Source organism: Porphyromonas gulae (assembly GCF_000765945.1).
Classification (GTDB): Bacteria; Bacteroidota; Bacteroidia; order Bacteroidales; family Porphyromonadaceae; genus Porphyromonas; species Porphyromonas gulae.
The window spans coordinates 183,515-208,199 of the sequence record NZ_JRAT01000012.1 but is presented as its reverse complement, the minus strand read 5'-3'; the positions used below and the strand labels follow the sequence as shown (position 1 = coordinate 208,199).

The window sequence follows — 24,685 nt, the reverse complement described above, 5'->3', positions numbered from 1 at the left end:
TTATAGGGTTTGATGTATGGTTGATTTTTCTTCTGTCGTAGCACCACAGAGGCAAGCCGACCGGGCACCCGTGTATGTCAGGAGATCGGCCGGAGCTATACGAAGCTGTAAGCCGCGCACGCCGGCACTGACGTATATATAAGGAAAAGACATACAGGTATGATGAATGTAAGCCGGATAGGTCTTCTTCATCCCGATGGGCGAACAGCCGCCACGGATATATCCCGTGAGCGGAAGGAGCTCGCTCTGTCTGATCATCTCCACGCTTTTGTTGTCCGATGCCCGTGCTGCCAGTTTGAGATCTACCTCCTCATCGCCCGGTACGATGCAGACGAGCAGTCCGGTCTTATTGCCGCGCAATACCAATGTCTTGAACACCTGCCTGACGTCCTCACCCAGCTGCTCCGCCACATGGACGGCCGAGAGGTCTCTCTCGTCCGGCTCGTAGGAGATAAGTTCGTAGGGTATATGTGCTGCATCCAGCAGACGCGCCACATTGGTCTTGGGCATATTTCCGGTCATTTCCGGCGAAAACGATTGAGGATAAAACGGATAATGGCATAGCCGAAGCCTACCACAAAGAGCCATCCGAGTGCCAGATCCCAGGCCTTACTCGCTTCGTCTCCGATTTTCATCAGCCCGAAAGCCACGAAAGTCAGGCATATCAGCAAGGCACTCCACGAACCGTTTCTCTCCATGAAGCCTGCATAGCGCATAGCCGTAGCCCGATCGATACGCCCGTGTTTGTGGCCGATAAAGACGGCGCACTGCTCTGCCAGAGCGAAACAAAATGCTACACCTCCACTGATATGAAAGAACAGCTCCAAACCGGCAGATCTGCCCTCCGAATTGAAATCATCCAGCAGCATGCCGGTGAATGCAGCTGCGAAAATCAGGATTCCCAGCCAGTAAAGATAGAAACGGGGCGTCAGCCCTTGCTTCCTGTCGGATTGAGCTTTCTCGTGTAATGGTTTCTCCATTGTTTTCGTATGACAATATTCGGTTCAATTTGTTTAACAACAAGGCCTCCCCGCCGGCATAGTGCCGAGCAAGACCATAGCCATGCGGCCTTTATAAAATCAATTCGGTCAGGGAGCCGAATGGGGGGAGCGATGCGAAAGCACTCTCCAGCGTGCACTGGCCGACCAGCGTACGGGCACAATTGATCACCCCGCCGTGGCAGAATATCAGGATGGAGCGGTAGCCGGCAGCTTTCTTTTCCAGTATGAAGTCCCGCACGCGCTCGAACTGCTCTCGCTGCGACTCTCCACCGGGCACAGGTTCGTCGATATAGCGGCGGAAAAAAGCTTCTACGTCTGTCGTATCCAGAATTTCCTCCCAGGGCTTTCCTTCCCAGTCGCCGAAGTTCATCTCCTTCAGCCGATCGTCTCGGATGGCATCGGGATAGCCGCAAAAGGCCGCCAGCTTGGCTGCACGCTGCAAGGGACTGGTAAAGACAGCCTCCGGATCGAGGCCTTTGAGATGGGCACACGCCACCGTAGCCTCCTCTTCGAAGGTATCGCGAACGTCCACATCGGTGAATCCGTAGCAGTGCTCATTGCCATTGAGCAGCACCGAAGTGTGGCGCATCAGATATATTTTCATCAGTGGATTATTAGGGTATCGGTCGGAAAAAAGCCTTCCGAGTCCCACAAAGATAGTAGAAAGAGCTTTCTCTTGCTTGAAGAGCCTCTCAATCGTTGTATCTCTGCTTCCGGCTCTATTGTTTGTATTTCACTTCGACACGAAAATAACCTTCCCGGTTTGACCGGCTAAAGAGTTAGAAAAAGAGAGAGGGGCACAGAAACACTGTCGTGTCCTGTGTCCCCCTCTCTGATTACAAACGACTCTTCCGATCGATCTCCTGATGCTATCAGGGGATGCGGTTTCTGTCTCAGATCGTGATAGATATGACCTTGCTCAGCTTGCGCTCACTCTCCATCGTCAATGTTACCTGCATACTATATTCACCTTTGTCGGAGGATATGTGTTCTAATAGGTCGGATAGTTTCCCTCCGCGGTCTGCAATATCCCGTATGCTTCTCCACCACCTTCGAAACGATAAATAATCTTTATCCTCTTGTTCCCATCCGTGGCCGGTATTTTATTTATCAGGATATAATTCAGATCACAATGGATTAGTTTGATCGGATCCGCCGGAAATTCGGATAATCGGACATATCTGAAATATGTAATCATATCCATATAGGCCTCAAGAGCATATCCGCTTTGGATATAGTTCCAAGCTGTTATGAAGTAGTAATAAGTAATATCGTTCAGAGAGCTTCCTTTGGGATGCTCGTCGTCATAGTCATCCATGGCAATAGCATCTATTGCCACTACGGGCATAGATAGAGCGGTGAAGGGAAAATACATACGAACCGGCAGCATCTCCGGGTTGAAATAAGTGGGAGGAGGAGACAAAGCTCTTTCCGACTTCTTGGTCGAATTATCAGGAGGTAGCATATTGTCGTAGAAAGCCGTGTCTCCATACATGATGCTGAGTTCCTTAAACCGCTCAGATTCGGGCTCGTAGGATTTCCCGATCAATGCGTAATGCCACCATATACGTCCCACACCGAACCCTATCTTCTTAAGCCATATTTCGGTTGCATCGACATATCTGCTTATATAACTTCCCGGCTGAGGGGGTTCTTCCTCTTCATAGTCACATGCCGATATTCCGACCGCCAAAAGGGCAACTGCGGTTATCAGAGCAGCATGGAGTAAAAGTTTTGTCTTCATCGCTTTGTCAATTTGCCGGTGTTATGTTCGTTAAAAGTTAATCCTGTATGTTGTATGCCTCGTACCGACATGAGGATATGTGTGCTAATAGGTCGGATAGTTCCCCTCCACGGTCTGTAATATCCCGTATGCTTCTCCACCACCTTCGAAACGATAAATAATCTTTATCCTCTTGTTCCCTTCCGTGGCCGGCATTTTATTTATCAGGATATAATTCAGGTCGAGATAGATTAGTTTGATCGGATCTGCCGGAAATTCGGATAATCGGACATATCTGAGATATGTGACCATATCCATATAGGCCTCAAGAGTATATCCGCTTTGGATATAGTTCCAAGCTGTCCTGAAGTAGTAACAAGTAATATCGTTCAGAGAGCTTCCTTTAGGATGCTCGTCGTCATAGTCGTCCATGGCAATAGCATCTATCGCCACTACGGGCATAGATAGAGCGGTGAAGGGAAAATGCATACGAACCGGCAGCATCTCCGGGTTGAAATAAGTGGGAGGAGGAGACAAAGCTCTTTCCGACTTCTTCGTGGGATCATCAGGTGGCAGCATATTGTCGTAGAAAGCCGTGTCTCCATACATGATGCTGAGTTCCTTAAACCGCTCAGATTCGGGTCCGTAGTATTTCCCGACCAATTCGTAATGCCACCATATACGTCCTTCACTGAGCTCTCTCTGCTTAAGCCATATTCCGGTTGCATCGACATATCCTTTTATATAACTCCCCGGCTGAGGAGGTTCTTCCTCTTCATAGTCACATGCCGATACTCCGATCGCCAAAAAGGCAACTGCGGTTATCAGAGCGGCATGGAGTAAGAGTTTTGTCTTCATAGCTTTGTCAATTTACCGGTGTTATGTTCGTTACTACTTTCAACCTTGCATTGAAATAATAGCCAGACTGAGTAGATTGATTGGGTTGCAATTCCCCGTCGCTACCATAATAGGAATATCCCTCGGAAGTATTAAAGACATTATCTAAGAAATAGCCATTCGCAGTACCGTCCCAACCCCAATTACAATGGAAATACATCCAACGTCTTATCCCTATGTCAGGCAGAGCCCCTGAATTATTATAATAGTACTCTTTCATAACCTTTTCGAGGCTACCATCAATGGCCCAACCATGACCTCCAGCACTACTATTACCCGATATATATACAGGTTTACTTCGTTGTAGGGATTCGTTTACCCGATTTTTTCCATAACTTCTCAACCCAGAGGTGGTGTATCCTAATAGTCTGAATGCACGAGGGACGATCGAACTATACGCTGATGTGGCACCACAACCCCAGTCGTTTTCACAAAAATCTCCTATAATTCGGATGTAGGAAGCAATCGTATTTTTCTCGTAAGGTGTTACAAAGCTTAGGGCATAGGGTTTGGACAATACAGTCCAGTCTAATATCTGCCCATTCAGTACTTTAGGGTGTTGGTGGCGTGTGGTAATTTGGGCGACTGCTATAGCGACACAGCCGGCAGGAGCTCGCATCAATTGTCCATTGCACAATACCACTTCTGCGAAGAGGTTGAACGGTTCCGATTGCCCCCAATTCACTGTAAGCATATTTGCGACCTCATTATAAGTTATCTCTGTAGATGATGTGATCGTTCCATTGAGGTAATCATTGATGTTGATTGGAATCAGAGGAGAGGGAATGTCGCCAAGAGGTTCTAATTGGTCCGTGAACTGAAGTAAGTCGCCCCTTGTATAGCTTGCTACTTGTTCCCGTGTCGCCAAGCCAAAATCAATGATTCTTTGTCCTATCTCTTGATAGTAATAGTTTGGTAGTAATTTCATAAAAGTGGCCAACCCTTTGTTCTGAATTGTGTCTATAACAGCCATTCTTGAATCGCAAATAGCCACTGTGGTGAGAGGTAATATTCTGCTTCCTGTAATAATCATAGAAGCATTTTGGTCAAAATTGACGATGTAGGCTACCGTATCTCGCTCGGTTCCGGTGCGTTGTATAATCTCCGAGGTAATGGGTTCTATGCTTTCTACATTCGGAAGGCCAAGAGGGGTAGCACCTCTTCCTTTCGACATGTCGGTGAAAGACGAAAGGGCAAAAGCCTTTACTTTCTCCTCGAACAATCTGGTTTCAGATTGCCCTTCTTGTTGTCCGTCTTCTTGATACTCGAAGTGTTCCTTCGTGCAAGCCGTAAGTACTGCAACCAGTACGAAACCAATGAAAATAAATCTTCTCATAATAAGTGCTTTTTTGATTTGTAAGCATTCTGTTGGCTCTACAAATATAATTCATGGATAGATAAAAACAAATACGAATGACATTTTTAACAAAAGATAATCTCATATTGGTGTTATTTGTGCGTAGGATAGGGGGGACGAATCCAACGAATGAGGCGGCATCGTATGCGTATGCATGGGAGCATCGGTGAAGTATCTCCGTGAACATACAGCATAGGAGAATATGACAATTCGACCGACAAAGCTGTTTTAGTAGCTGTGGTTCGTAAACAGGTCTGATTTGCAGTTGAAAAAGAGTGGCGCGAGAATTTTTTCGTTTTGGCGCGAGAATTAAAAATTTTTGGAACCACAGCGAAAAAATTCTCGCGCGTGTTTTCCCGAAAACACGAACCGTAATCGGGCCGATTCCGGCGCATTTTTTTCATTTTGTCATTTCAGGTAAGAGGATGTTTTGCCCCTCATCGGTGACTGTCTTTGGATGAGGACGAGACGACTAAGTGTGTGCAAAAAATTACCTTTGGACTAAAGAAACCAAACAGAGCCGTTTGGCTCGTACTCGAAGATGATTATTCAGGATATTATAGAAGCTATCGAGGCGGTCTGCCCGAGGGCCTATCAGGAGGATTATGACAACAGTGGTGTGCAGGTGGGCGACACCAACCGGGAGGCAACGGGTGCCCTCCTCTGTGTGGATGTTACCGAAGCGGTATTGGAGGAGGCCATTCGGCTGGGATGCAATCTGGTCATTGCGCATCATCCTATTCTCTTCAAACCGCTCAAGCGATTGACCGGCAGCTCCTACGTGGAGCGGTGCGTGGAGTTGGCCGTACGGCACGGTCTGGTGCTGTATGCGGCTCATACCAATGCGGACAACGCTCCGCAGGGGCTGAATGCGCTGCTGGCCGAACGCTTCGGCTTGCTGAATACGCGACCGCTGGAGCCGCTGCAGGGCAAGCTCTTGGAGCTGGTCACCTTCGTCCCCACGGAGCATGCCGATGCCGTGAGGCAGGCTTTGTGGCAGGCCGGTGCAGGCCGCTTGGGACATTACGATTGCTGTTCGTTCAGCCATGCCGGCACAGGGACTTTCAGAGCTGCCGAGGGTGCCAATCCCTTTGTGGGAGCGATAGGCGAATTGCACCGTGAGGCGGAGGAGCGGATCAGCATTGTACTGCCGGCATACAGGCAGGGTGCCGTGATGCAGGCTCTGCACGCAGCTCATCCGTACGAGCTGCCGGCTGTCAGCCTGATCCCACTGGCCAACGATCATCCCTCGGCCGGAGGCGGCATCGTGGGCGACCTGCCTTCGCCCGCAAGCAAGCACGAGATGCTGCTGCGCATCAAGGAGGTATTCGGCCTGAAGGTGCTGTCCCATTCGGCTTGGAGGGAACGGCCGTTGGGGCGGATGGCTATATGCGGCGGTAGCGGTGCTTTCATGTGGCGGCGTGCCGCGCAGGAGGGCGCAGACCTCTTCCTGACGGGTGAGGCGAAGTACAACGACTTCTTCGATGCAGGGGAGCATCTGCTGCTGGTTACGATCGGTCATTACGAGAGCGAAGAGGTGGCTAATGAGCTATTTATGCGCATAATATCGCAGAAATTCCCTACCTTTGCCACCCACAAATCATCGGTTGCAACCAATCCGGTAAACTATTTGTAGTTAGTTAATTGAGCATCATGGCTAAAGAAAAGATCATCGTTGAGAACGAACAGAGCGTAGAGGAAAAATTGGCAGCACTGAGCAAGTTGCAAAATACCCTCTCTGAAATAGATAAGATCAAGACTCTCCGTGGCGAACTGCCGCTGGAAGTACAGGATCTGGAAGATGAAATCGCCGGAATGCAGACTCGTTTGGAGAACTTCACAGCCGGATCCAAGCAGCTCAATCAGGCTGTAACCGCCGAAAAGGAGAAGATCAATACGGCCAAGACGCTGCTGGAGAAATACAAAAAACAGCTCGACGAGGTGCGCAACAACCGTGAGTTCGACAATCTCTCCAAGGAGATCGAATTTCAGGAGTTGGAGATCCAACTGTCTGAAAAGAAGATCAAGGAATACAACGCCGAAATCCAACAGCGCAAGACCGATATAGCTGCTCTGAAAGAGGTGCTGGAAGAGCATAGCGAGGTGTTGGCCGAAAAGCGTGGCGAACTGGACACCATCATTGCCGAGACGAAGCAAGAGGAAGAGAAGCTGCGCGAAAAGGCGAAGAAGCTCGAAGCCAAGATCGAACCGCGCCTGCTGACGGCGTTCAAGCGTATCAGGAAGGGTGCGCACAACGGCCTGGCCGTGGTGCCCGTAGAGCGTGATGCCTGTGGCGGCTGCTTCAACAAGATTCCTCCTCAGAAGCAGTTGGACGTCAAACTTCGGAAAAAAATCATCGTCTGCGAATACTGCGGACGAATCATGGTCGATCCCGAAATGGGAGCATAAGGCTCCTGAAAAGTAAGAGGCCGGTATGGGCGGTTTTCGCTGGCGGCCGATGCTTCGGGTTCACAGGTGCGGAAGTTTTCCGAGACAAGGTCCGGTTCTCTTCGGAGGCGCCGGCAGGACTGATGAGAGAGGACGAGAGTTCTCTCTTTGTTTTATGGCAGCATTCGGCTCATTCGGATGAAGAGCCTCGTCATTCCCAAGAGATTTTCCCATCGGCAGGATGGCCGGTCCGGATATTTTCCCCTGATATATTCACGACAAGATGAAGATTTCCCTGACAAACCGCGTCCGAACGACGATCAGAGAGCGGAAGCTCTTCCGAGAAGGAGACCGCCTCGTACTGGTAGCTCTCAGCGGAGGTGCCGACTCGGTGGCTCTGCTCTGCGTATTGCGCGAATTGGGGTATGAGACGGTGGCGGCACACTGCAATTTCCACCTCCGAAGGGAAGAGAGCGATGAGGATGCAGCTTTCGTGGAGGGTCTGTGCCGTGAGCTGAATGTCCGGCTGCATCGGATCGACTTCGACACGGTTCGTTATGCTCGCGAGCGGTCGATTTCGATCGAGATGGCCGCACGTGAACTGCGTTACGAATGGTTCGGACAGTTGCGGAAAGAACTGGCTATCGAATACGTGGCAGTGGCACACCATGCCGACGACAATGCCGAAACCATGGTGCTCAACCTCTGTCGGGGAACGGGAATCAACGGCCTGTGCGGGATGCCTTATAAGCGGAACGATGGTGTCGTGCGCCCCCTGCTGGATGCCACACGGGATGAGATAGAGGCTTATCTGCTCGACCGAAAAATCACCTATCGTACGGACTCTTCCAACGAGGATACGCGCTTCCGGCGCAATCTGGTCAGACACCGGATCATGCCGCTATTAAAGGAGTTGAATCCGTCGCTTCAGGAGGCGTTGCTGCGCACTCGGGAGAATCTGGAGGGTGTTGCAGCTTTTTACTCGAAGGCAACGGAGGATTTTCACGACAGCCTCAGTGCGACCGCTTCGATAAGCGTTCGGGAGGTCGAAGAAACACCTGCTCCGTTTACGCTGCTGTACGATCTGCTGCATCCGTACGGGTTCAACAGGGATCAGATACGGGAGGTGGCTGCTGCTCTGGACAATCCGCCCGGAGCTTCTTTTTTCTCTTCTTCGCATCGTCTCTTGCGTGAGAGGGGGCGGCTTACGGTGCTTCCCTTATCGTCGAAGACGGAGATGTCGAAACCGTTCGGCCTTGAAATCGGAGACTCCTTCCTCGATCTGCCGGATGGAAAGCGACTGAGTTGGCAGCGTGGTACTCCTGCCGATTTGGGCTTGGAGGGTCTGCGGCTTCCGAATACCAAGCTGTTGCTTTCTTTGTCGCTTGTGCAATCCTCTCCGGAGGGGCTTTGCGTGCGTCGTCCGCAGCCAGGCGATCGTATTTATCCTTACGGGATGAATGGCTGTAAGAGAGTGAGCCGTTTCTTTATCGATCGTCATGTGCCGCGGAGCCGGAGAGAGGAGGCTTGGCTCTTATCTCGAGGTACAGAAGTGGTATGGATCATGGGCTATGCAGCCGATCGGCGATTCGCCATCAATGGGCTGACGGATTCAGAAGAATATCTGCTCTTTTCTTTCGAATTATAGAGCTTGCTCGATGGTTTTTTCTCTGTGAGTGTATTCTTTCCCCTTTGCATCCATCAGGATGAAGTAAGCACGGTAAAGGCGGAGTAGGGTATAGGAATACTGCCCATTGAGACGCTCATACAAGGATTTGAGCTCGAATATGCGAGAGGGATTGGTGAAATAGGGGCGTAATTCGGAGATGATACCGGCATTTATATAGGCATCGGGAGCCAATCGTCCTTTCTCTATCAAAAGGGCAACGTGCCCTTCGATGGTGCTCGGACTGAGTTTCCGCTCGGTAGCGACCTCTTCTATGCTCATACCTGCCAGTAGCAATTCGAGCGTTGTCTCGTGGGTAGTCTTTTTCTTTTCCTTGGCTTTTTTCTCTTTACTCTTTCGATTGCCGGCGGCTGTTGGCAGGGCTTCGTTCTTGGGTGAAACGCTGCGTACCCATTCGGCCATCAGCTCTTCCGTCCGAAGTTCCTGTCTGCTGAGGCTTTGGCCGGCAGAGAGAGCACCGAAAACGGCTCGCAAGCGAAGCAGGCGGTACACGGCGGTATGAAGATTGTCCTGTAGCTCGAGCAGTTCTTTCGCAAACTGTTTGGCTTTTTTCAGCATTCCGACTTCTTGGATCGTGGAGGAAAGTTCGCCTGCTATGGCAGAAAGTTGTGGCAGGAAATAGTCCACGGCTTTGTCGATTCGCTCTTTGACGGCACCGAATCCAAGCGGAGACTGCCCCCAAAGGCCGGCAAGTTGCCGGCGAAAACGTCCGGCTACTTCCGCCATCGCATCTATTTTGGCCGATTGTTCGGCTGCTCTATCGCTATAATGGCTTTTGCTGCTCAGCTCGCTCTCCTCCCGATAGCTGAGACTGTGTTTGTGCCATATATTCATCAAGCTCTGCCAGTCGAAAGCCTCGTCGGATTGCTGCTTCCAATAGATAAGACTGTTTTCCTGCAAAGAAGTCCGGAGTTCTTTTTCGTTGGGCTTCGTCTGTGCATATTCGACCAGTTCTTGGGGAGTTTCCAACCCACGCAGATCGGGAGGGGAGAGCAGTATCATCCCTTCAGGGCCCGTCATACGTGACAGGGCTACGTAGGCCTGACCGGGAACGAAGACACCTTCCAGATCTATGGCGGCGTGTTCGAAAGTCAGTCCTTGGCTCTTGTGCACGGTGATAGCCCAAGCGGCTCGAAGCGGAAAAAGGCGGAAGCTGCCGATTACTTCCTGTTCGGGGGCATTGGTCTCGGGGTTCACGGAGTAGCGGACGTTGGTCCACTCGTGTGGCTCTACCTCTATAAGCTCTCCGCCGTCAGTCCGAACGACTACCGAGGAAGGAGAAAGGGAGTGGACTACGGCTATTTTCCCGTTGTAGTAGCGTCTAGGTTGGCGAGTATCATTGCGAACGAACATCACTCTGGCACCTTCTTTCAACGTCATCGTCGGCTCCAAAGGATACAGATGTTCCGGAAAATCGCCCTTGATGATCGCTTGGTAGGAATGGGGCAGTGCAGGTAAGGCTTCCAAAGCGCGTCGATTGATCTGATCGGCTTTGTGGTTATGCGTTGTCAGCGTAATATAGCCTTCGTGACAGGTGCTGTCGAAAGTCGGATTCACATGATCCTTCAGGTAGGTCAAGTCGTCTGCCGGCAGACGATTGTGGCGCAGGTTGTTCAGCAAGGACATAAAGCGTGTGTCCGTCTGCCGGTATATCGTTTCCAGTTCGAGGAATACCGGCGGATGCTGACGAATCACCATGGAATGAAAAAAGAAAACGCCTTGATAGATTGCTGACATTAGCTCCCATTCATGCGGTTTGACTACCGGCGGAAGCTGCATAAGATCACCGATAAACAGGACTTGTACTCCACCGAAAGATCGGGGATTGCTCCGCACGCGACGAAGAACAAAATCGATCAGATCCAGCGTGTCGGCACGGAGCATGCTGACTTCGTCGATGATGAGCAACTCCATGTTTCGAAGCAATTTGCGCTTCGAAGCATGCATACGTGTCTGTTTCCAGAAAGATGTCGGTGTAAGGATGTTTACCCCCATTGTGCTTTCGGGAGGCAATCCGTACGGAATGAATGTCCCCGGAGGAAGCTGGAGAAGCGAATGCAGCGTCACGCCACCGGCATTTAAGGCTGCTATTCCGGTGGGAGCAGCTACTATACAGTTTTTGAATGTGTGTTGGACAATGTGGCGCAGCAGGGTCGTTTTACCTGTCCCTGCATTGCCGGTAAGGAAAAGGTTACAGTTCGTGCGGTTGATAAAGTCCAGCACATATTCTTTTGTGTTCATGGAGATTTGTTTCAGGCAGACAACAATTATATCGGTTTGTCAGCCGCTGACATAAAATGCCCCTTGCCCGAAAAGACAGAATCGGGGAGATTATCGACGCTTGCGGAAGCGGCGAACGATACTACGCTTGACAAAGCCAAGCAGGGTACTGATCAACAAAGGACGACCGAAGTCCGTAAGTTGCTCGATCAGATGAAGCGTAGGTCGACCCGTCGGAGTCATTAGTTTAGCTGAAGGCACTTGCTTCTTGCCGATGAAGAAGCGGAGTATTTTGTTGCCGAGGCTACTGGGGTAGAACAGGTGGTTCTCAACTTCTTGGAAGATCATGTCGCCATAATTGTTGCGTACATGATCCAAGCAACGAAAGATATCCTTTTGGCACCGCATTGCTTCCTTTTCGCATGCATCTCGACGACGCTTCAGTTCATAATATGCTCGCATCTTTCTTTTTGTTATGGTTTGTACGACGACTTTTGTCGGAACTATTTATTATTTGCCCTCTCTTCCTCTTCTTCTTTTTTTCTTTGATGGCGAGCTACGATTTCCAGCACCTCTCCGGCCAGCCGTCCGAGGATAAATCTTCTGATCAGATGACGACAAAGATATCCGATCAGGAAAACCAGCAGATAGATCCCTACTACAACGAAAAAGCCTCCCGTAGCTCCTATTCCGAGCCACCGCCCAAAGCCGAATCCTAAGGCGATACTCAGGAATATGAGTATCAGGAACGACATCAGGACGGACATAGCCAGCAAAGCCAATTTCGCGATCAATCGTGCTCCTTCTTCGGCTATCGTATATGCTATGCTCTCTGTCCGAAGGGCGAAATAGCGATATGTATTTTCTATTAGTCGTTTGAGCATTGTCTGTCTATCTTAGTTAAACTTAAATGGAATAGGGATGAAAAAACGAGATAAAGAGCCGGCAGCAGATTATATTTCAGTCCGGCAACAAAATCAACTCGACCGCATACAACCATCTCTACTCCTAAAAACCTTACGTCCCTGAGGGGGTGTTCGATTGGCACAAAGGGGAACGGGCTCTCTGACACACTTCCGCCTTCAAAAGATAAGGCGTGTAGATGGTATGCCTGGCACACGATCTACACGCCCCCGGAGTTATTCGCTTCTGAGATCGTCGAGTACTTCGTCGTACTTGTCACCGATCTCTTCCACCATATCCTCGGTGATTCCCTTCATCTTCCTACGGTACTTCTGGTAGCGGTTCTTGGCTTCGTAATAGCCTTCCACCACGCTGTCCTTTACTTTGTCGGCAGTGCTGTTGATGTCTTCAACGAAGCGATTGCGCTTTTCACGATCGGCGAAATAAGCAGCGGCAGCCCCAATGGCAAGGCCCACTAACAGACCGAGAGAAAACTTTCCTTGTGAGCTCATAAAAAATCCTCCTTACTTTAATTAAATGCTTTTGAATCAATTTTGTCAGAAAACCAATTACACTCGAATGGTGAATAGTTTCGTTAATTGTTCATCCGTAAAGATAAAAGTTTTTTCCGAATGAAACAATTTCATATTTCTCCAATTCTGCAGTTCCTTCCGAATTGTAAATACCTCTTCATATTCATTGCTCCATTATTTTTACTTTTGTTTCTAAAATAGAATACGAATGGACAGAGCACAGTTGCGAGGTATGGGGGTTGCCCTGATTACCCCCTTCGATGAGAAGGGAGAGGTAGATCACGAATCGCTTCGACTTTTAGCGGATTATCAGGTAGCGGGAGGTGCCGACTACATCGTAGTACTTGGCACAACGGGTGAATCGCCCACCATCGAGGAAGCCGAACGCTCTGCCATAATGCAAACAGTCAGGGAGGCGGTGGCAGGACGGTGTCCGATCATCGTTGGGGCCGGAGGTAACTATACGGAGCGGATCGTCAATCGGCTCCAAGCCATGGACAAGACCGGCGTGGATGCCATCTTATCCGTTGCACCTTACTACAACAAACCCACGCAAGAAGGCATCTATAGACATTACAGGAAATTGGCCGAATCTACCGATACGCCTATCATCCTTTATAACGTTCCGGGACGAACGGGTGTAAATATCAAACCCGAAACCACTCTTAGACTGGCTACAGACTGTCCGAATATCATCGGTGTCAAAGAAGCATCGGGTAATGTAGATCAAGTACGTGCAATAGTGGCGGAAAAACCCGATCCCTTCATCGTCCTGTCGGGCGACGATCATCTCTCCCTTTCCTTTATTAAAGAAGGTGCCGAGGGGGTTATCTCCGTGATCGGGAATGCCTATCCGGAACTTTTCAGTCGCTTGATACATCTGTGTTTGGAGAACCGATTTGAAGAAGCCGAAGCCATCCAACAGCGACTCGAAGGAATGTACTACCTGATGTTCGTCGATGGTAATCCGGCCGGAATCAAGGAATTGCTCTATCAAAAAGGACTCATCCGTCACAATATACTACGGCTGCCGCTTGTATCTGCATCGGACTCTACGTCTACTTTGATTGCCAGAGTTCGCAATCAGATCGAACAGCGGTAAAAAGATTTTCAACTTTCGTCCATACAGCCATGCCTATCATTCCCTCTCAAGTACTGTTTGTAACCGGAATAGACACGAATATCGGGAAAACTTATGCCACGGCTTTTCTTTTCGACAAGTTCTCCGAGTCAGGGCAAAGAGTCATCACCCAGAAGCTCGTACAGACGGGATGCGTCGGCACTTCTGAGGATATAGAAGCACACCGCCGTCTGACCGGATGCTCCATGATGGAGGAAGACCGATTAGGTCTTACCTGCCCCTATATTTTCAGTTATCCGGCTTCCCCTCACTTTGCCGCCGATATAGATGGCAAAAGGGTGGACTGCAAGATCATAGACCGGGCTACTGAGGCTCTGCTTTCTCGCGGCTACGATCGCGTGCTTCTGGAAGGCGCCGGCGGACTGATGGTGCCCATCACCAAAGACTATCTTACGGCTGATTTTATTGCTGACCGAGATTACCCGATCGCACTCGTGACGAGTGGGCGACTGGGGAGTATCAACCATACGCTACTCAATTTGGAATTATGCTGCCACAGGGGCATTACGGTCGAAACCATTGTCTACAATCTTTATCCTGCTGAAGACGACCGCATCACAGCCAACACCCTCGATTATCTCCGCTTCTATCTGGATAAATATCATCCCGACACGCAGCTTATGGTGATGTCAGAACGGCATTGATTCGGGCACAGGCCAACAATCAAGATTCTATCCTAAAAACAGAAAAGCCTCCGACTCTCCTTGTTAGGCAGAGTCGGAGGCTTTCGCTATTTCCTTAGGTCTATAAGGCTTATTTCAGCGTACCTTGCTGAGCTTGTTCGATCATCTTGGCATTCGGCAAGATGTAAACCTCTACACGACGGTTGGCCGAACGTCCGGCAGCTGTGCTGTTGTCCGCAATCGGTTCGTGGCTTCCACGTCCTTCAGCTGTCATACGCGACATACTCACGCCCTGAGAATTCAGGAAAGAGTATACGCTGGCTGCACGTCTCTCGGACAGAGGATCGTTGATCTTGTCGGAGCCTGTATTGTCCGTATGGCCTACGATGCGGATGTCCGTATCGAGGTTCTTGTTCATGTTTGCAGCGAACTTCGTCAGCGCAGTGCGTGAGTTAGGACTCAGCGTGCTGGAGTTCGTGGCGAAAAGAATGCCGCTGTCGAAAGTAACAAGGATAGCTTCTCCGTCATTTACGGTCTGGATCGTAGCGTCGGGTACAGCAGCCTCCAGTTCCTTCTTCTGCTTGTCCATCTTTTTCCCGATGAGAGCACCGGCTGCTCCACCGACTGCGGTACCGACGATGGCACCGACAGCCGTATTTCCGGCCACGTTACCTACTCCGGCACCGATAGCACCTCCTACTCCGGCGCCGATAAGGCCGCCTTTTGCCATATTGTTCAGTCCGCAACCGGCGAACACGAGACCCACGGCCAAAGCCGAGGCCACTACACTTGATTTCTTCATTAGCTCTTCTTTTTATTCGTTTACACTATGCTTTGTTCACACAAAGCTATCCCGCAGGGGATCAATTATCTTTATTGGCAAAGTACTTCATGAACTGCATACGCTCGTACATCGTTGCCGACTTCACGCTTGCAGCATTCAGTTTGCCTCGGAATTCACTGACCGAATAGTAGCCCTTTACTTGCATCCAGCTCTCAATGGTGGCGATCATTTCGGCCGCGAATTGAGGTCCCTTTTTGTAAAGAGCGGTACATATCTGCGTCACATGTGCACCGGCCAACAGGCACTTGAGTGCAGCCTCTCCATCATGAACACCCGTGGAAGAGGCGATGGATATGCCCGGCACCAATGCGCTGACGATACCGGCGTAGCGAATCGTGTCCGAGATTTCTCCGGCAGAGGTAAATACATCTCCGGCCACCATTTGCACCTTGTCGATGTCGATGTCCGGCTGGTATGAGCGATTGAAAAGTACTACCCCCTTGGCTCCTGCCGCCCGCAGCTTATCGACGAGAGATGGGATATTGGCAAAAGACTTGGACAGCTTCACCGCTACAGGGATTCTGATGGCTTTGATCAGAGAACTGATAATATCCACATACATCTGTTCGGCCTTGTTGGCATCGAAGAAGAGATCGGTATTGAGTCGCATCACGTTGATTTCGAGAGCGTCGGCTCCGGCCTCTTCGAACTGTTTGGCAAAGTCCACCCACGAATCGGAGCGGAAGCAGTTGATGCTGGCTATTACGGGGATAGCCACCTCGCGCTTCACTTCGCGAAGGAAGTCGAGGTGTTTGGAGATCTCGTTGCTCTGTACATAGGCATTGATATAGTCTGCCGCCTCAGGGTAATCCATCGGGGACATCATTTGGGACATTTCTGCCTCGATCTGCTCTTCGAACAGTGATTTCAGTACGATGGCAGCAACACCCGCTGCTTCGAGATCTTTGATGGTTTTGAGGTTGCGGGTCAGTCCCGAACTTGCTGCGACAATAGGATTTTTCAGGCGCAAGCCGGCGAACTCAGTGGACAAATCGATCATATCTGTTTATTATGAATTACGAAAAAGACCCTGCAAGCCTTCCCCGATCACTCTCGGTCATCTCTTTCAAGACAGACGAAAAACGCCCTCGACAACAGGACTTCCCAGTGCCTCCGGCACATATATGCGAGATACGGGCTACACAGAAGGTCTATTCTATTGATACTTACACTTTTGTTAGAATGAATACTTGCACAAAGATATAATTTATTTCACCTCAGCCGTTAATCGTCCTGTTCCTTCATTCATATACCTAATATAGTAATATATGCAGCAGCCCTGCCGAATAGGGCGAAAGGCTCTTTTTATATCTCTGTCCCTTCGAGGGCAGGGGGGCCGGAAGGCCTGATGCGAGAGCTTTCCTCCCGGAAAAAGGCGAACCCGAATATAAAAGTAAAAGGGCCGTGTCGAAAAAAAACTATTTCAACACAGCCCTCTCTACTATTGTTTTGTGACCCCGGTGAGGCTCGAACTCACGACCCAATGATTAAGAGTCATTTGCTCTACCAACTGAGCTACGGAGTCAATACCCATCAAAAGGAAAGCCCCTTTTGATTTTGACGCTGCAAAGGTATGCTTTTTTCGTTATGTGCCAAATGATTCCGGAAAATTTTTCTTTTATGCACCTTCCTGCATCAGCTGTTATGACCCCATCAGTCTAATGCGAGGGCAATGTGTGGGGAGGTCGTGCTTGTCTGTTGGCCGAGTCTGTAGGATGGAGGCGTTAGAGCCTCACCATTGTCGGAAAGTCTACGACTGACAGCCTCGGAAATACGAACGGGAAATGCTCCGATTGTGGCGCGTGTTTTCCCGAAAAGCGGCGCGAGAATTTTTTCGCTGTGGCGCGAGATTTTTTTACTTCTCGCACCAAAACCAAAAAGTTTACGCGCCACATTTTCAGGAAGGACAAAAGAGAAAATTTCCGCGCGTAAACTCATTCGACAGGGGATGATGCTCCCTACACTTTCTTTTAGTGGGAGGAATGTCTGTCAGCTGTCTCTGCTTGTGGAGTTTCTTCCGGTCGAATAGGCGAGGGTTGTCCTCTTCGGTTCTCGATACAATCATTGTATGGATTTTGCGTTCAATAGAGGAGGTTCTGTGGATCCGCCCCCACGGGGAAAGAACGGGGAGAGCTTTGTCCGATGATGGAGCTGTAGAGCTGCCCGAAGCTGAGAGAAATTCGGACAGAATGAGGAATATCTCCCTACCGCAGTAGACCATTATTCTCTATCTTTGGGCGCATAGCATACCTACTTTCTTATGCAAAAGAATACGAACAAGAGGCCTCACCAAGAACGAAAAGCGAAAACTATAGGGTATGAGCTGGAGCGGTAATCAAACTTTCTTCGAGCGGAGCCGCATCACGATGCGCGTTACCTTTATTTTCGCAGCCATGGTTATTGCCCTCCTTACGCTGTTTGCTTCGGACAGCCTGATCGATAAGATGGCCGGCGAGGAAAGGCAGAAAATCGAGCTATGGGCACAGGCTACCAAGATCGTGGCTTCGGACGATGAAGCCGTTCTGGCCAAAGACCTTGTTTTGCAGATTATCCAATCCAATAATAGCATCCCCGTCATCCTGTGCGATTCCAAAGACTCCATTATTTCGCACAACAATATCGACATTCCGGCCGGCAAACCTGCACTACCCTACCTCCAAAAGAAACTTCGTTATTTCAAGGAAGGGTATCCTCCTATCCGAATAGAAATAGAGGCCCGTCGGCCACAATTCCTCTATTATTCCGACAGCCAAACCCTGCGGCGACTGTTGGTATTGCCTTATATAGCTCTGAGCGTGATATTTGTCTTCCTCGGTATCTCCATCATGGCCTTGCTGGCTGAGCGCAGATCCGAACAGAATCGTGTATGGAACGGACTCTCCAAAGAGACTGCCCATCAGCTCGGTACCCCCATATCCAGCCTGATGGCATGGGTGGAACTCCTCAAGGCATCGGAAGAGGATCCATCTATCACCAATGAGATGGAAAAGGATATAGACCGACTGCGTATGATAGCCGAACGGTTCCAAAAGGTAGGCTCGGAACCCAAGACGGAAGTACAGGATGTCCGTCAGGCTTTGGGCAGCACAGCGGACTACATGCGCTACCGCGTATCGCGACAGGTGGACATAGAATTGAGGATGCCGAATGAGGTCATGCGCATAGCCCTTTCGGCACCGCTGTTCAGTTGGGTGATCGAAAATATGATCAAAAATGCCGTCGATGCCATGAGTGGCAAAGGAAAGATCACGATCGAACTCAAGGAGAAAGGCTCGTACGCAGTAATAGATATTACCGACACGGGCAAAGGGATCCCCAAGGGGAAAATGCGCGATATATTCCGTCCGGGCTATTCCACGAAGACCAGAGGTTGGGGCTTGGGCTTGTCTCTGGCAAAGCGAATCATAGAGAAATATCACAAAGGGAAAATAAGCGTAAAGCAATCGGAGCCGGGCATTGGTACCACTTTCCGTATTCTGCTGCCGAAGCAGGCCGATCTGCCATAAGTATACGAATGAAATATGGAGCCGAACAAATCCTTTTCTGCCCCGTACTCCGGAGCTTTGATTTTAGAGTATATCGACTTTATCAATTTTGCCATCCAGCACAACGGTATCCGTACCATCAGTCGCTGTGCCATCTCGAACGAGAGCGGGCGCGACTGGGTGGATACGACCGTCCTCATCGAAGGAGCTTACCTCAAGCCGGCAGACTGTCATTTCGATCTGATTCCTACAGGTACTACCATAGAAGCGGAGGGTCTGGAGCTGAAGGTCGATGCAGCCCGGCTCATTTCGCTGACAGAGGGCTTCGACACTTCCTTCTCCTGCACCGTCCGAGTGGGGCAAGAAGAGATCTACAGGGAAGAGTACGAAGTGCATCTGATGGCCTATGACCAGTGGGCCGGGATCCGCATAATGCCTGAGATACTGTCGGCATTCGTCACACCGAATCATCCGCTTCTCTCCCGTGTTCTCGTCAAGGCGGCCAAATTCATGGAGCGATGGACAAAGTCCAACTCGCTATCCGGATACCAATCGCAAGACCCCTCCATCGTTCGCTGGCAGGTAGCCGCCGTGTACGAGGCCTTGCGCTCGGAAGGGATCGTCTATAGCAATCCGCCGGCGAGCTTCGAAAAAGCAGGCCAACGGATCCGGTTGGCAGACAAGGTGCTGAATGAAAAAATAGGTACTTGCATAGATTTGACCCTGCTCTTCGCGGCTTGTATAGAGCATATAGGGCTTTATCCCCTTTTGGTCCTGTTCGAAGGGCATATTTTTTTGGGTGTCTGGCAGGAAGAGCGATTCTATAGCCAGGCCACCGGCGACGATCGGGAGTTTCTGCTCAAGGGCTGTGCCAATGGTATCCACGATATTGTCTTCGTCGAGAGTACGATGCTGACGACCTCGGAGCCTGTCAGTTTCGAACTGGCCGTTGAAATGGCTACGCAGCAGCTGCGTACGGGCTTGTTTCAGATGTTCATAGACGTAGTGGCTTGCCGGCTCGGAGGGATCAAACCCCTGCCGCAGAGAGTGGCTACGGAGGGAGGCTTCGAGCTGGTCAATGAGGGGATCAAGCACGACAATGTCACCAAGCGAATCATGAAGATCAGCCCGCTGGACATCAAGCTGGACAGCGATAAGGAGCTGACCAAACAGGATATTTGGGAAAGAAAGCTGCTGGATATTTCCCTGCGCAACAACCTTGTCAATATCCGATCCGGTCGTAGAGCCTTGCCTCTTATCTCGTACAACATCGAGCTTTTGGAGGATTCGCTCCATGCCGGCAACAAGTTTATCATCTTGCCTGCGCCCTCCGACGGATGCGCCCGTCCCAACGAATATGGTATATACGACTCCGCTACCAATCCGGAGGTCGTAGCCGCCACTGTCACGATGGGGCTGCATAGCAATACGCTCTACTCCTATTTGGACGAAAGCGAACTGCAAAACACCCTCAAAGACTTGTATAGAAAATCCAGAACAGCTCTGGAGGAGAACGGAGCCAACTCGCTTTTTCTGGCTATAGGCATACTCAGGTGGATGGAGACGGAGCAGAGTCATCGTCCTCGCTACGCCCCGATCTTGCTCATGCCGATAGAAATTGTCCGCAAAGGGGCAAGCCGTGGCTATGAACTGCGAACCCGAGACGAAGAGACCATGCTGAACATTACGATGGTCGAACTGCTCAAGCAACAATACGGCATAGATCTCTCAGGCCTGAATACGCTCCCTCAAGACGAAAAGGGTACCGATATTCCACTGGTCTTGGCGGCTATTCGCTCACAGCTTCGCGACAAAAAAGGCTGGGATGTGCTCGAAGAAAGTATGGTGGGGTTGTTCTCTTTCAACAAATTCGTCATGTGGAACGATATTCACACCCATGCCGATAAGCTGCAAGAGCACCCTATCCTGAACGGTTTGATGAACAACCGCTTGCAAATGTTCGACCACAGCGAAGAGGAAATCGACGCTCGCATCATCGACAGCACAGTGCCTCCGACGGCTTATTCCATCCCGATCGATGTGGATTCATCGCAATTGGAGGCCGTGATCGAGTCGGGGAAAGGAAAGAGCTTCATCCTTCATGGCCCTCCCGGCACGGGAAAATCCCAGACGATCACCAATATGATAGCCAACGCACTGTACCGAGGTAAGCGTGTGCTCTTCGTTGCCGAGAAAATGGCTGCCTTGTCGGTCGTTCAAAAGCGACTGGAAAAGATCGGGCTGGCACCTTTCTGTCTGGAGCTGCACTCCAACAAAGTCACCAAGAGTCACTTCCTCAGTCAGATGCAAACGGCCTTGGACATCCGACGTCTGCAACCGGCCTCTGACTACCTGAGCTGTGCGGACGAACTCTTCTCCCACCGCTCCAAGCTCATCGCATACGTAGACGCCCTGCACCAAGAGAGGGGCTTCGGACTCTCGCTATTCGACTGTATATCGGGTTTCCTTCGACATTCAGGAGCGGATATGGATGTCAGCCGAGTGCCGGCAACCCTATTGCAGAAAGAGGCGATAGAGAAAGTCGTCGAAGATATAACCCAACTGGACACCGTGTTTTTGGTCAGCGGACATCCGGCCGGACATCCGCTGGACGGTTTGGAGCCGACTGATCCGACGATGCTGAACCTGCCATCGCTGCGCGATAGCTTAGCAGAAACCAAACGCCTGTTCGGAGAATTGTCCTCTGCTCCGCAGGCACTGGAAGATCTGTTGGGTGTTCGTCTCGACGAATCGGTCGATGGCGTGATCCGGATGCGCGACATTCTCGGCTGTCTGTTCCATATTTCCTGCTTCAATGACGACCTGTTCCACCTCGCCGAGAACCGACAAGCGTGCATCCGAACCCACGATCTGCTGGGTACGGCTCGTGATAGGCTCCGTCTGCATGAAGAGCTTACGCGAGACTATGCACCGACTGTTCTGGAAGAAGACGGCCACAGGCTGCGTGCGGAATGGCAAATGATCGAAAGTAAATGGTTCTTGCCTCGGTTTTTTGCTTCCGGCTCTTTTGTCAAGCGTTTGCGCCGTCATAAACCCACTCTCTCCAAAGCCGAAGTGCCTTTGCTCATCGAACGTCTCTGCGCTCTGCAAGAGTTGAGCGAATCGGTCAGTGGAAGCGAATCCGAGCTGATCCGTTTGTTCGATGTCAGAGGTTTGGGAAGTGACCGGGAATGGCTACAGGCCCAAGAAAATCTTCACCGATCCGAAGAATTTGTCCGATTGTTGGCCGGTCATGCCGAGCAGACAGGCCAAAGCTATGAACTGATCCGCCAAGCCGTGACTGCTAAGATCGGCGGCCATTGGCAACCCATCTTCGATTCCAACAGGAATAAACTACAGCAGATATATGACCGAACCGTCCGGCTGCTACAGGTGTCGGACTCCCTCGCCCACTCCGTCGCTATCAGTCTTCCATCCGGCTACGAACAAATCTGTGCCAGACTTTCCGTTTGGATAGAGCATCTGCCTCGGTTGAAGGATTGGTCGCAATGGATCCTCTGCAAGCGAGCTCTCTTGGATGAAGGAGCAGCACCGGCCATCGACAGGATATGCCACGGCGAAGGATCCGTGCCGGCTGTATCTGTGGCAGAAGCCTTTGCGCATAATCTCTACAGGCGCATGGCAGAGGAGACCATCGCATCAGACCCTACCCTACAGCTCTTCAACGGTATCCTTTTCGAATCCGTCATAGAGAAGTACAGATTCCTGACGGCCAATTTTCAAGAGCTTAGCAAGCAGGAGCTATACTGTCGCTTGGCAGCGAAAATCCCCCAACTGACGATGACTGCGTCCAACAGTTCGGAGGTGGGCATCCTGAAACGAAACATCGCCAACGGAGGCCGTGGGACTTCCATTCGCAAGATCATAGACCAAATACCCACTCTTCTGCCCAAGCTCTGTCCCTGCATGCTGATGAGTCCGCTGTCGGTGGCCCAGTTTATCGACCTCGATGCAGAGAAATTCGATCTGGTCATTTTCGACGAAGCCTCGCAAATGCCGACGAGCGAGTCCGTAGGTGCCATAGCCCGAGGCAAGGCACTCGTCGTGGTGGGCGATCCGAAGCAGATGCCGCCCACCAGTTTCTTCATGACCGGAAGGAACAACGAAGAAGATGCCTACATAGACGATATGGAGAGCATCCTCGATGATTGTATCTCGCTGTCGATGCCTTCTCGTTACCTTACATGGCACTACAGAAGTAAGCATGAGAGCCTGATCGCGTTCAGCAACAGTCGCTACTACGACGGCAAACTCTTTACCTTCCCCTCCACTGATGACAGGGTTTCGAAAGTCAGTCTGGTGAAAATAGATGGTGTGTACGACAAATCGAACACCAGAAGCAATCGCAAAGAAGCCCAAGCCATCGTCGAGGAGATTATACGACGGCTGGAAGATCCGGCCCTGTGCGAGCGAAGCATCGGCGTGGTATCCTTCAGTCAGGCGCAGCAAAACCTTGTAGAAGATATGCTGATGGACGCTCTGAGCACCAGGCCCGAATTGGAACAGAAAGCTTTGCATGGTGCCGAACCGATCTTTATCAAGAATCTGGAAAATGTGCAGGGAGACGAGCGCGATGTCATACTCTTCACCATCGGTTATGGACCGGACAAGGACGGTAAGGTGTCGATGAACTTCGGTCCCTTGAACAACAAGGATGGGGAACGCCGGCTGAATGTGGCCGTATCGCGTGCCCGATACGAAATGATCATATATACGTCGCTCAGTCCCGAACAGATAGATCTCAAACGAACCAATTCGCTCGGTGTGGAGGGACTGCGCCTGCTTTTAGAGTTTGCCGCACACGGATTGTCTCATTTGCCCAATCGAAGCAGTCAGGTACGTGCCGAGAGTGCGATCGTAACCGATCTGGCAGCTGCACTGCGCAGCCGTGGTTATAAGACGGACACGATGATCGGCTGTTCGAACTTCAAAATAGATCTCGGCATACGCCATCCGCAGAATCCGGAACAATACCTCCTCGGCATCTTGTGTGACGGGAAAAACTATTTCGAGACGAAGACCACGCGCGATAGGGAAGTCGTCCGGCCGGGAGTCCTTCGCATGCTCGGCTGGAATATCCATAGAGTATGGAGTGTGGATTGGTTCGAAAACAAGGATCGGGTGATCGACCGTATTGTCGAACAAGTAGATGCCTTGCTCCGCTTGCCGGCTATTTCCTCTATGGCACCGGTACAGCCGGTAAAGAAGTTTTCCATCACCTCTGCCGCCCCACTCCAAAAGCCATCCAAGAGCAAAGAGCAACCCTATCGCTCTTTCCCGATCGAGAAGGCTCCTAACCACACTGCCGACCTAAGTACCCTGACCGCCAACAAGGCAGAAGCAAGAAAGGCGATCCGATCCATCGTCCAAACCGAGCAGCCTATTACCGATACCCTTTTGTACAGACGCGTAGTCGAGCACTTCGGTCTTAGTCGGGTCTCTCCTCGCCTGCGAACTCTCGTCGATAGCCTGACGGACAAATTATACCACGATCCCGTTTCCTTCGAAGGGAGCCACACGCTTTGGATAGACAGCGAAGCGGCCGAAGGATTCGACTATTACCGCACGGATTCCGGCAGAGAGATCAGCGAAATTCCCACCATCGAGATCATGAATGCCCTTATGCATATCATGGAGGAACAGCTTGCTCTTCCTCGCCTCGAACTGTGCAAACTGGCAGCCCAGCTTCTTGGGTTCGCTCGTAACGGAACGAAAGTGCAGACACATACAGACTATGCCGTCGAGGAGCTCCTGCGTAACGGCAAGTTCAGAGAATCCGATCGGGGAATGATCGCTCTGAACGAATAGCGGTTGCTCTTAATATCCGCATCTCGCAGTATGCGTCAGTTCGCCGAGGAAGAT

At 50.7% G+C, this 24,685-nt stretch carries 24 protein-coding genes and 1 tRNA gene; 9 read left to right on the top strand and 16 right to left on the bottom strand.

Annotation, left to right across the window (positions count from 1 at the left end; translation table 11 throughout):
- The 7 genes from ybaK to HQ49_RS12080 all read right to left on the bottom strand — a co-directional run bounded on the left by ybaK (position 1) and on the right by HQ49_RS12080 (position 5,307).
- Entirely contained in the window at positions 1-522 is a 522-nt protein-coding gene (ybaK, locus tag HQ49_RS04360; protein WP_039418644.1) for a Cys-tRNA(Pro) deacylase, read from the bottom strand.
- Complete coding sequence (locus HQ49_RS04355) at positions 519-980, bottom strand: hypothetical protein (RefSeq protein WP_039418643.1); 462 nt, start codon at positions 978-980, stop codon at positions 519-521. Before HQ49_RS04355 ends, ybaK begins: the two co-directional genes overlap by 4 nt.
- 91 nt (positions 981-1,071) lie before the next feature.
- A complete protein-coding gene (cobC, locus tag HQ49_RS04350; RefSeq protein WP_039418642.1) occupies positions 1,072-1,605 on the bottom strand; it encodes an alpha-ribazole phosphatase family protein in 534 nt (177 codons plus the stop codon).
- Between the two features lie 387 nt (positions 1,606-1,992).
- Positions 1,993-2,745: a hypothetical protein gene (locus HQ49_RS04345; RefSeq protein ID WP_039418641.1), complete on the bottom strand. Its 753-nt coding sequence runs from the start codon at positions 2,743-2,745 to the stop codon at positions 1,993-1,995.
- Positions 2,746-2,829: 84 nt separating this feature from the next.
- Positions 2,830-3,582: a hypothetical protein gene (locus HQ49_RS04340; RefSeq protein WP_039418639.1), complete on the bottom strand. Its 753-nt coding sequence runs from the start codon at positions 3,580-3,582 to the stop codon at positions 2,830-2,832.
- Between the two features lie 7 nt (positions 3,583-3,589).
- Positions 3,590-4,957 carry a C10 family peptidase gene (locus HQ49_RS04335; RefSeq protein ID WP_039418637.1) on the bottom strand — a complete coding sequence of 456 codons (1,368 nt, stop codon included), beginning with the start codon at positions 4,955-4,957 and terminating at the stop codon, positions 3,590-3,592.
- 113 nt (positions 4,958-5,070) lie between these two features.
- The gene (locus tag HQ49_RS12080; protein WP_152569147.1) at positions 5,071-5,307 is read right to left on the bottom strand and encodes a DUF1661 domain-containing protein; all 237 of its coding nucleotides are present in this window, start codon (positions 5,305-5,307) and stop codon (positions 5,071-5,073) included.
- Here HQ49_RS12080 and HQ49_RS12630 point away from each other — a divergent pair.
- The 4 genes from HQ49_RS12630 to tilS all read left to right on the top strand — a co-directional run bounded on the left by HQ49_RS12630 (position 5,276) and on the right by tilS (position 9,014).
- Positions 5,276-5,353 carry a DUF1661 domain-containing protein gene (locus HQ49_RS12630; RefSeq protein WP_152567899.1) on the top strand — a complete coding sequence of 26 codons (78 nt, stop codon included), beginning with the start codon at positions 5,276-5,278 and terminating at the stop codon, positions 5,351-5,353. The genes HQ49_RS12080 and HQ49_RS12630 overlap by 32 nt on opposite strands.
- A 166-nt stretch (positions 5,354-5,519) precedes the next feature.
- Entirely contained in the window at positions 5,520-6,614 is a 1,095-nt protein-coding gene (locus tag HQ49_RS04330; RefSeq protein WP_039418635.1) for a Nif3-like dinuclear metal center hexameric protein, read from the top strand.
- Positions 6,615-6,631: 17 nt separating this feature from the next.
- Positions 6,632-7,387 carry a zinc ribbon domain-containing protein gene (locus HQ49_RS04325; protein WP_039418633.1) on the top strand — a complete coding sequence of 252 codons (756 nt, stop codon included), beginning with the start codon at positions 6,632-6,634 and terminating at the stop codon, positions 7,385-7,387.
- 262 nt (positions 7,388-7,649) lie between these two features.
- On the top strand, positions 7,650-9,014 hold the full coding sequence (gene tilS / locus HQ49_RS04320; RefSeq protein WP_039418632.1) for a tRNA lysidine(34) synthetase TilS: 1,365 nt from the start codon (positions 7,650-7,652) through the stop codon (positions 9,012-9,014).
- On the opposite strand, the gene HQ49_RS04315 is transcribed toward tilS, so the two are convergent.
- The 4 genes from HQ49_RS04315 to HQ49_RS04300 form a co-directional block, all read right to left on the bottom strand.
- Positions 9,009-11,294 (bottom strand): helix-turn-helix domain-containing protein, encoded by a 2,286-nt coding sequence (locus HQ49_RS04315; protein WP_039418630.1) that lies wholly within the window; start codon positions 11,292-11,294, stop codon positions 9,009-9,011. The two genes, tilS and HQ49_RS04315, sit on opposite strands and share 6 nt — an antisense overlap.
- Before the next feature lie 90 nt (positions 11,295-11,384).
- A complete protein-coding gene (locus HQ49_RS04310; protein ID WP_039418629.1) occupies positions 11,385-11,735 on the bottom strand; it encodes a hypothetical protein in 351 nt (116 codons plus the stop codon).
- 41 nt (positions 11,736-11,776) lie between these two features.
- Complete coding sequence (locus HQ49_RS04305) at positions 11,777-12,157, bottom strand: hypothetical protein (protein ID WP_018964482.1); 381 nt, start codon at positions 12,155-12,157, stop codon at positions 11,777-11,779.
- Between the two features lie 255 nt (positions 12,158-12,412).
- Complete coding sequence (locus HQ49_RS04300; RefSeq protein ID WP_018964481.1) at positions 12,413-12,688, bottom strand: YtxH domain-containing protein; 276 nt, start codon at positions 12,686-12,688, stop codon at positions 12,413-12,415.
- Positions 12,689-12,917: 229 nt separating this feature from the next.
- Between HQ49_RS04300 and dapA the strand changes: the two genes are divergently transcribed.
- A complete protein-coding gene (dapA, locus tag HQ49_RS04295; protein ID WP_018964480.1) occupies positions 12,918-13,811 on the top strand; it encodes a 4-hydroxy-tetrahydrodipicolinate synthase in 894 nt (297 codons plus the stop codon).
- Between the two features lie 29 nt (positions 13,812-13,840).
- Positions 13,841-14,494: a dethiobiotin synthase gene (gene bioD / locus HQ49_RS04290; RefSeq protein ID WP_039418628.1), complete on the top strand. Its 654-nt coding sequence runs from the start codon at positions 13,841-13,843 to the stop codon at positions 14,492-14,494.
- Between the two features lie 109 nt (positions 14,495-14,603).
- Here the strand turns inward: bioD and HQ49_RS04285 are convergent, their stop codons facing one another.
- The 4 genes from HQ49_RS04285 to HQ49_RS11260 form a co-directional block, all read right to left on the bottom strand.
- A complete protein-coding gene (locus tag HQ49_RS04285; protein ID WP_018964478.1) occupies positions 14,604-15,275 on the bottom strand; it encodes an OmpA family protein in 672 nt (223 codons plus the stop codon).
- Positions 15,276-15,336: 61 nt separating this feature from the next.
- Positions 15,337-16,317, bottom strand: coding sequence for a dihydroorotate dehydrogenase-like protein (locus HQ49_RS04280; RefSeq protein WP_018964477.1), 981 nt, complete (start codon positions 16,315-16,317; stop codon positions 15,337-15,339).
- Positions 16,318-16,769: 452 nt separating this feature from the next.
- Positions 16,770-16,842, bottom strand: a tRNA-Lys gene (locus HQ49_RS04275).
- A gap of 199 nt (positions 16,843-17,041) precedes the next feature.
- A complete protein-coding gene (locus HQ49_RS11260; protein WP_369794158.1) occupies positions 17,042-17,185 on the bottom strand; it encodes a DUF1661 domain-containing protein in 144 nt (47 codons plus the stop codon).
- Between HQ49_RS11260 and HQ49_RS12625 the strand changes: the two genes are divergently transcribed.
- On the top strand, positions 17,157-17,249 hold the full coding sequence (locus tag HQ49_RS12625) for a DUF1661 domain-containing protein (RefSeq protein WP_152566834.1): 93 nt from the start codon (positions 17,157-17,159) through the stop codon (positions 17,247-17,249). The genes HQ49_RS11260 and HQ49_RS12625 overlap by 29 nt on opposite strands.
- Here the strand turns inward: HQ49_RS12625 and HQ49_RS11740 are convergent.
- Positions 17,215-17,538, bottom strand: coding sequence for a hypothetical protein (locus HQ49_RS11740; RefSeq protein WP_162473240.1), 324 nt, complete (start codon positions 17,536-17,538; stop codon positions 17,215-17,217). The two genes, HQ49_RS12625 and HQ49_RS11740, sit on opposite strands and share 35 nt — an antisense overlap.
- Positions 17,539-17,635: 97 nt before the next feature.
- Here HQ49_RS11740 and porY point away from each other — a divergent pair, with 97 nt between their 5' ends.
- Positions 17,636-18,823, top strand: coding sequence for a two-component system sensor histidine kinase PorY (gene porY / locus HQ49_RS04270; RefSeq protein ID WP_018964476.1), 1,188 nt, complete (start codon positions 17,636-17,638; stop codon positions 18,821-18,823).
- Between the two features lie 15 nt (positions 18,824-18,838).
- Positions 18,839-24,631: a DUF3320 domain-containing protein gene (locus tag HQ49_RS04265; protein ID WP_039418625.1), complete on the top strand. Its 5,793-nt coding sequence runs from the start codon at positions 18,839-18,841 to the stop codon at positions 24,629-24,631.
- Positions 24,632-24,685: the final 54 nt, after the last annotated feature.

What these genes read in the sequence shown, in the direction of transcription:
- ybaK (WP_039418644.1), bottom strand. Translation starts at nt 522, where the DNA reads ATGACCGGAAATATGCCCAAGACCAATGTGGCGCGTCTGCTGGATGCA.
- HQ49_RS04355 (WP_039418643.1), bottom strand. Translation starts at nt 980, where the DNA reads ATGGAGAAACCATTACACGAGAAAGCTCAATCCGACAGGAAGCAAGGG.
- cobC (WP_039418642.1), bottom strand. Translation starts at nt 1,605, where the DNA reads ATGAAAATATATCTGATGCGCCACACTTCGGTGCTGCTCAATGGCAAT.
- HQ49_RS04345 (WP_039418641.1), bottom strand. Translation starts at nt 2,745, where the DNA reads ATGAAGACAAAACTTTTACTCCATGCTGCTCTGATAACCGCAGTTGCC.
- HQ49_RS04340 (WP_039418639.1), bottom strand. Translation starts at nt 3,582, where the DNA reads ATGAAGACAAAACTCTTACTCCATGCCGCTCTGATAACCGCAGTTGCC.
- HQ49_RS04335 (WP_039418637.1), bottom strand. Translation starts at nt 4,957, where the DNA reads ATGAGAAGATTTATTTTCATTGGTTTCGTACTGGTTGCAGTACTTACG.
- HQ49_RS04330 (WP_039418635.1), top strand. Translation starts at nt 5,520, where the DNA reads ATGATTATTCAGGATATTATAGAAGCTATCGAGGCGGTCTGCCCGAGG.
- HQ49_RS04325 (WP_039418633.1), top strand. Translation starts at nt 6,632, where the DNA reads ATGGCTAAAGAAAAGATCATCGTTGAGAACGAACAGAGCGTAGAGGAA.
- tilS (WP_039418632.1), top strand. Translation starts at nt 7,650, where the DNA reads ATGAAGATTTCCCTGACAAACCGCGTCCGAACGACGATCAGAGAGCGG.
- HQ49_RS04315 (WP_039418630.1), bottom strand. Translation starts at nt 11,294, where the DNA reads ATGAACACAAAAGAATATGTGCTGGACTTTATCAACCGCACGAACTGT.
- HQ49_RS04310 (WP_039418629.1), bottom strand. Translation starts at nt 11,735, where the DNA reads ATGCGAGCATATTATGAACTGAAGCGTCGTCGAGATGCATGCGAAAAG.
- HQ49_RS04305 (WP_018964482.1), bottom strand. Translation starts at nt 12,157, where the DNA reads ATGCTCAAACGACTAATAGAAAATACATATCGCTATTTCGCCCTTCGG.
- HQ49_RS04300 (WP_018964481.1), bottom strand. Translation starts at nt 12,688, where the DNA reads ATGAGCTCACAAGGAAAGTTTTCTCTCGGTCTGTTAGTGGGCCTTGCC.
- dapA (WP_018964480.1), top strand. Translation starts at nt 12,918, where the DNA reads ATGGACAGAGCACAGTTGCGAGGTATGGGGGTTGCCCTGATTACCCCC.
- bioD (WP_039418628.1), top strand. Translation starts at nt 13,841, where the DNA reads ATGCCTATCATTCCCTCTCAAGTACTGTTTGTAACCGGAATAGACACG.
- HQ49_RS04285 (WP_018964478.1), bottom strand. Translation starts at nt 15,275, where the DNA reads ATGAAGAAATCAAGTGTAGTGGCCTCGGCTTTGGCCGTGGGTCTCGTG.
- HQ49_RS04280 (WP_018964477.1), bottom strand. Translation starts at nt 16,317, where the DNA reads ATGATCGATTTGTCCACTGAGTTCGCCGGCTTGCGCCTGAAAAATCCT.
- HQ49_RS11740 (WP_162473240.1), bottom strand. Translation starts at nt 17,538, where the DNA reads ATGGTCTACTGCGGTAGGGAGATATTCCTCATTCTGTCCGAATTTCTC.
- porY (WP_018964476.1), top strand. Translation starts at nt 17,636, where the DNA reads ATGAGCTGGAGCGGTAATCAAACTTTCTTCGAGCGGAGCCGCATCACG.
- HQ49_RS04265 (WP_039418625.1), top strand. Translation starts at nt 18,839, where the DNA reads ATGGAGCCGAACAAATCCTTTTCTGCCCCGTACTCCGGAGCTTTGATT.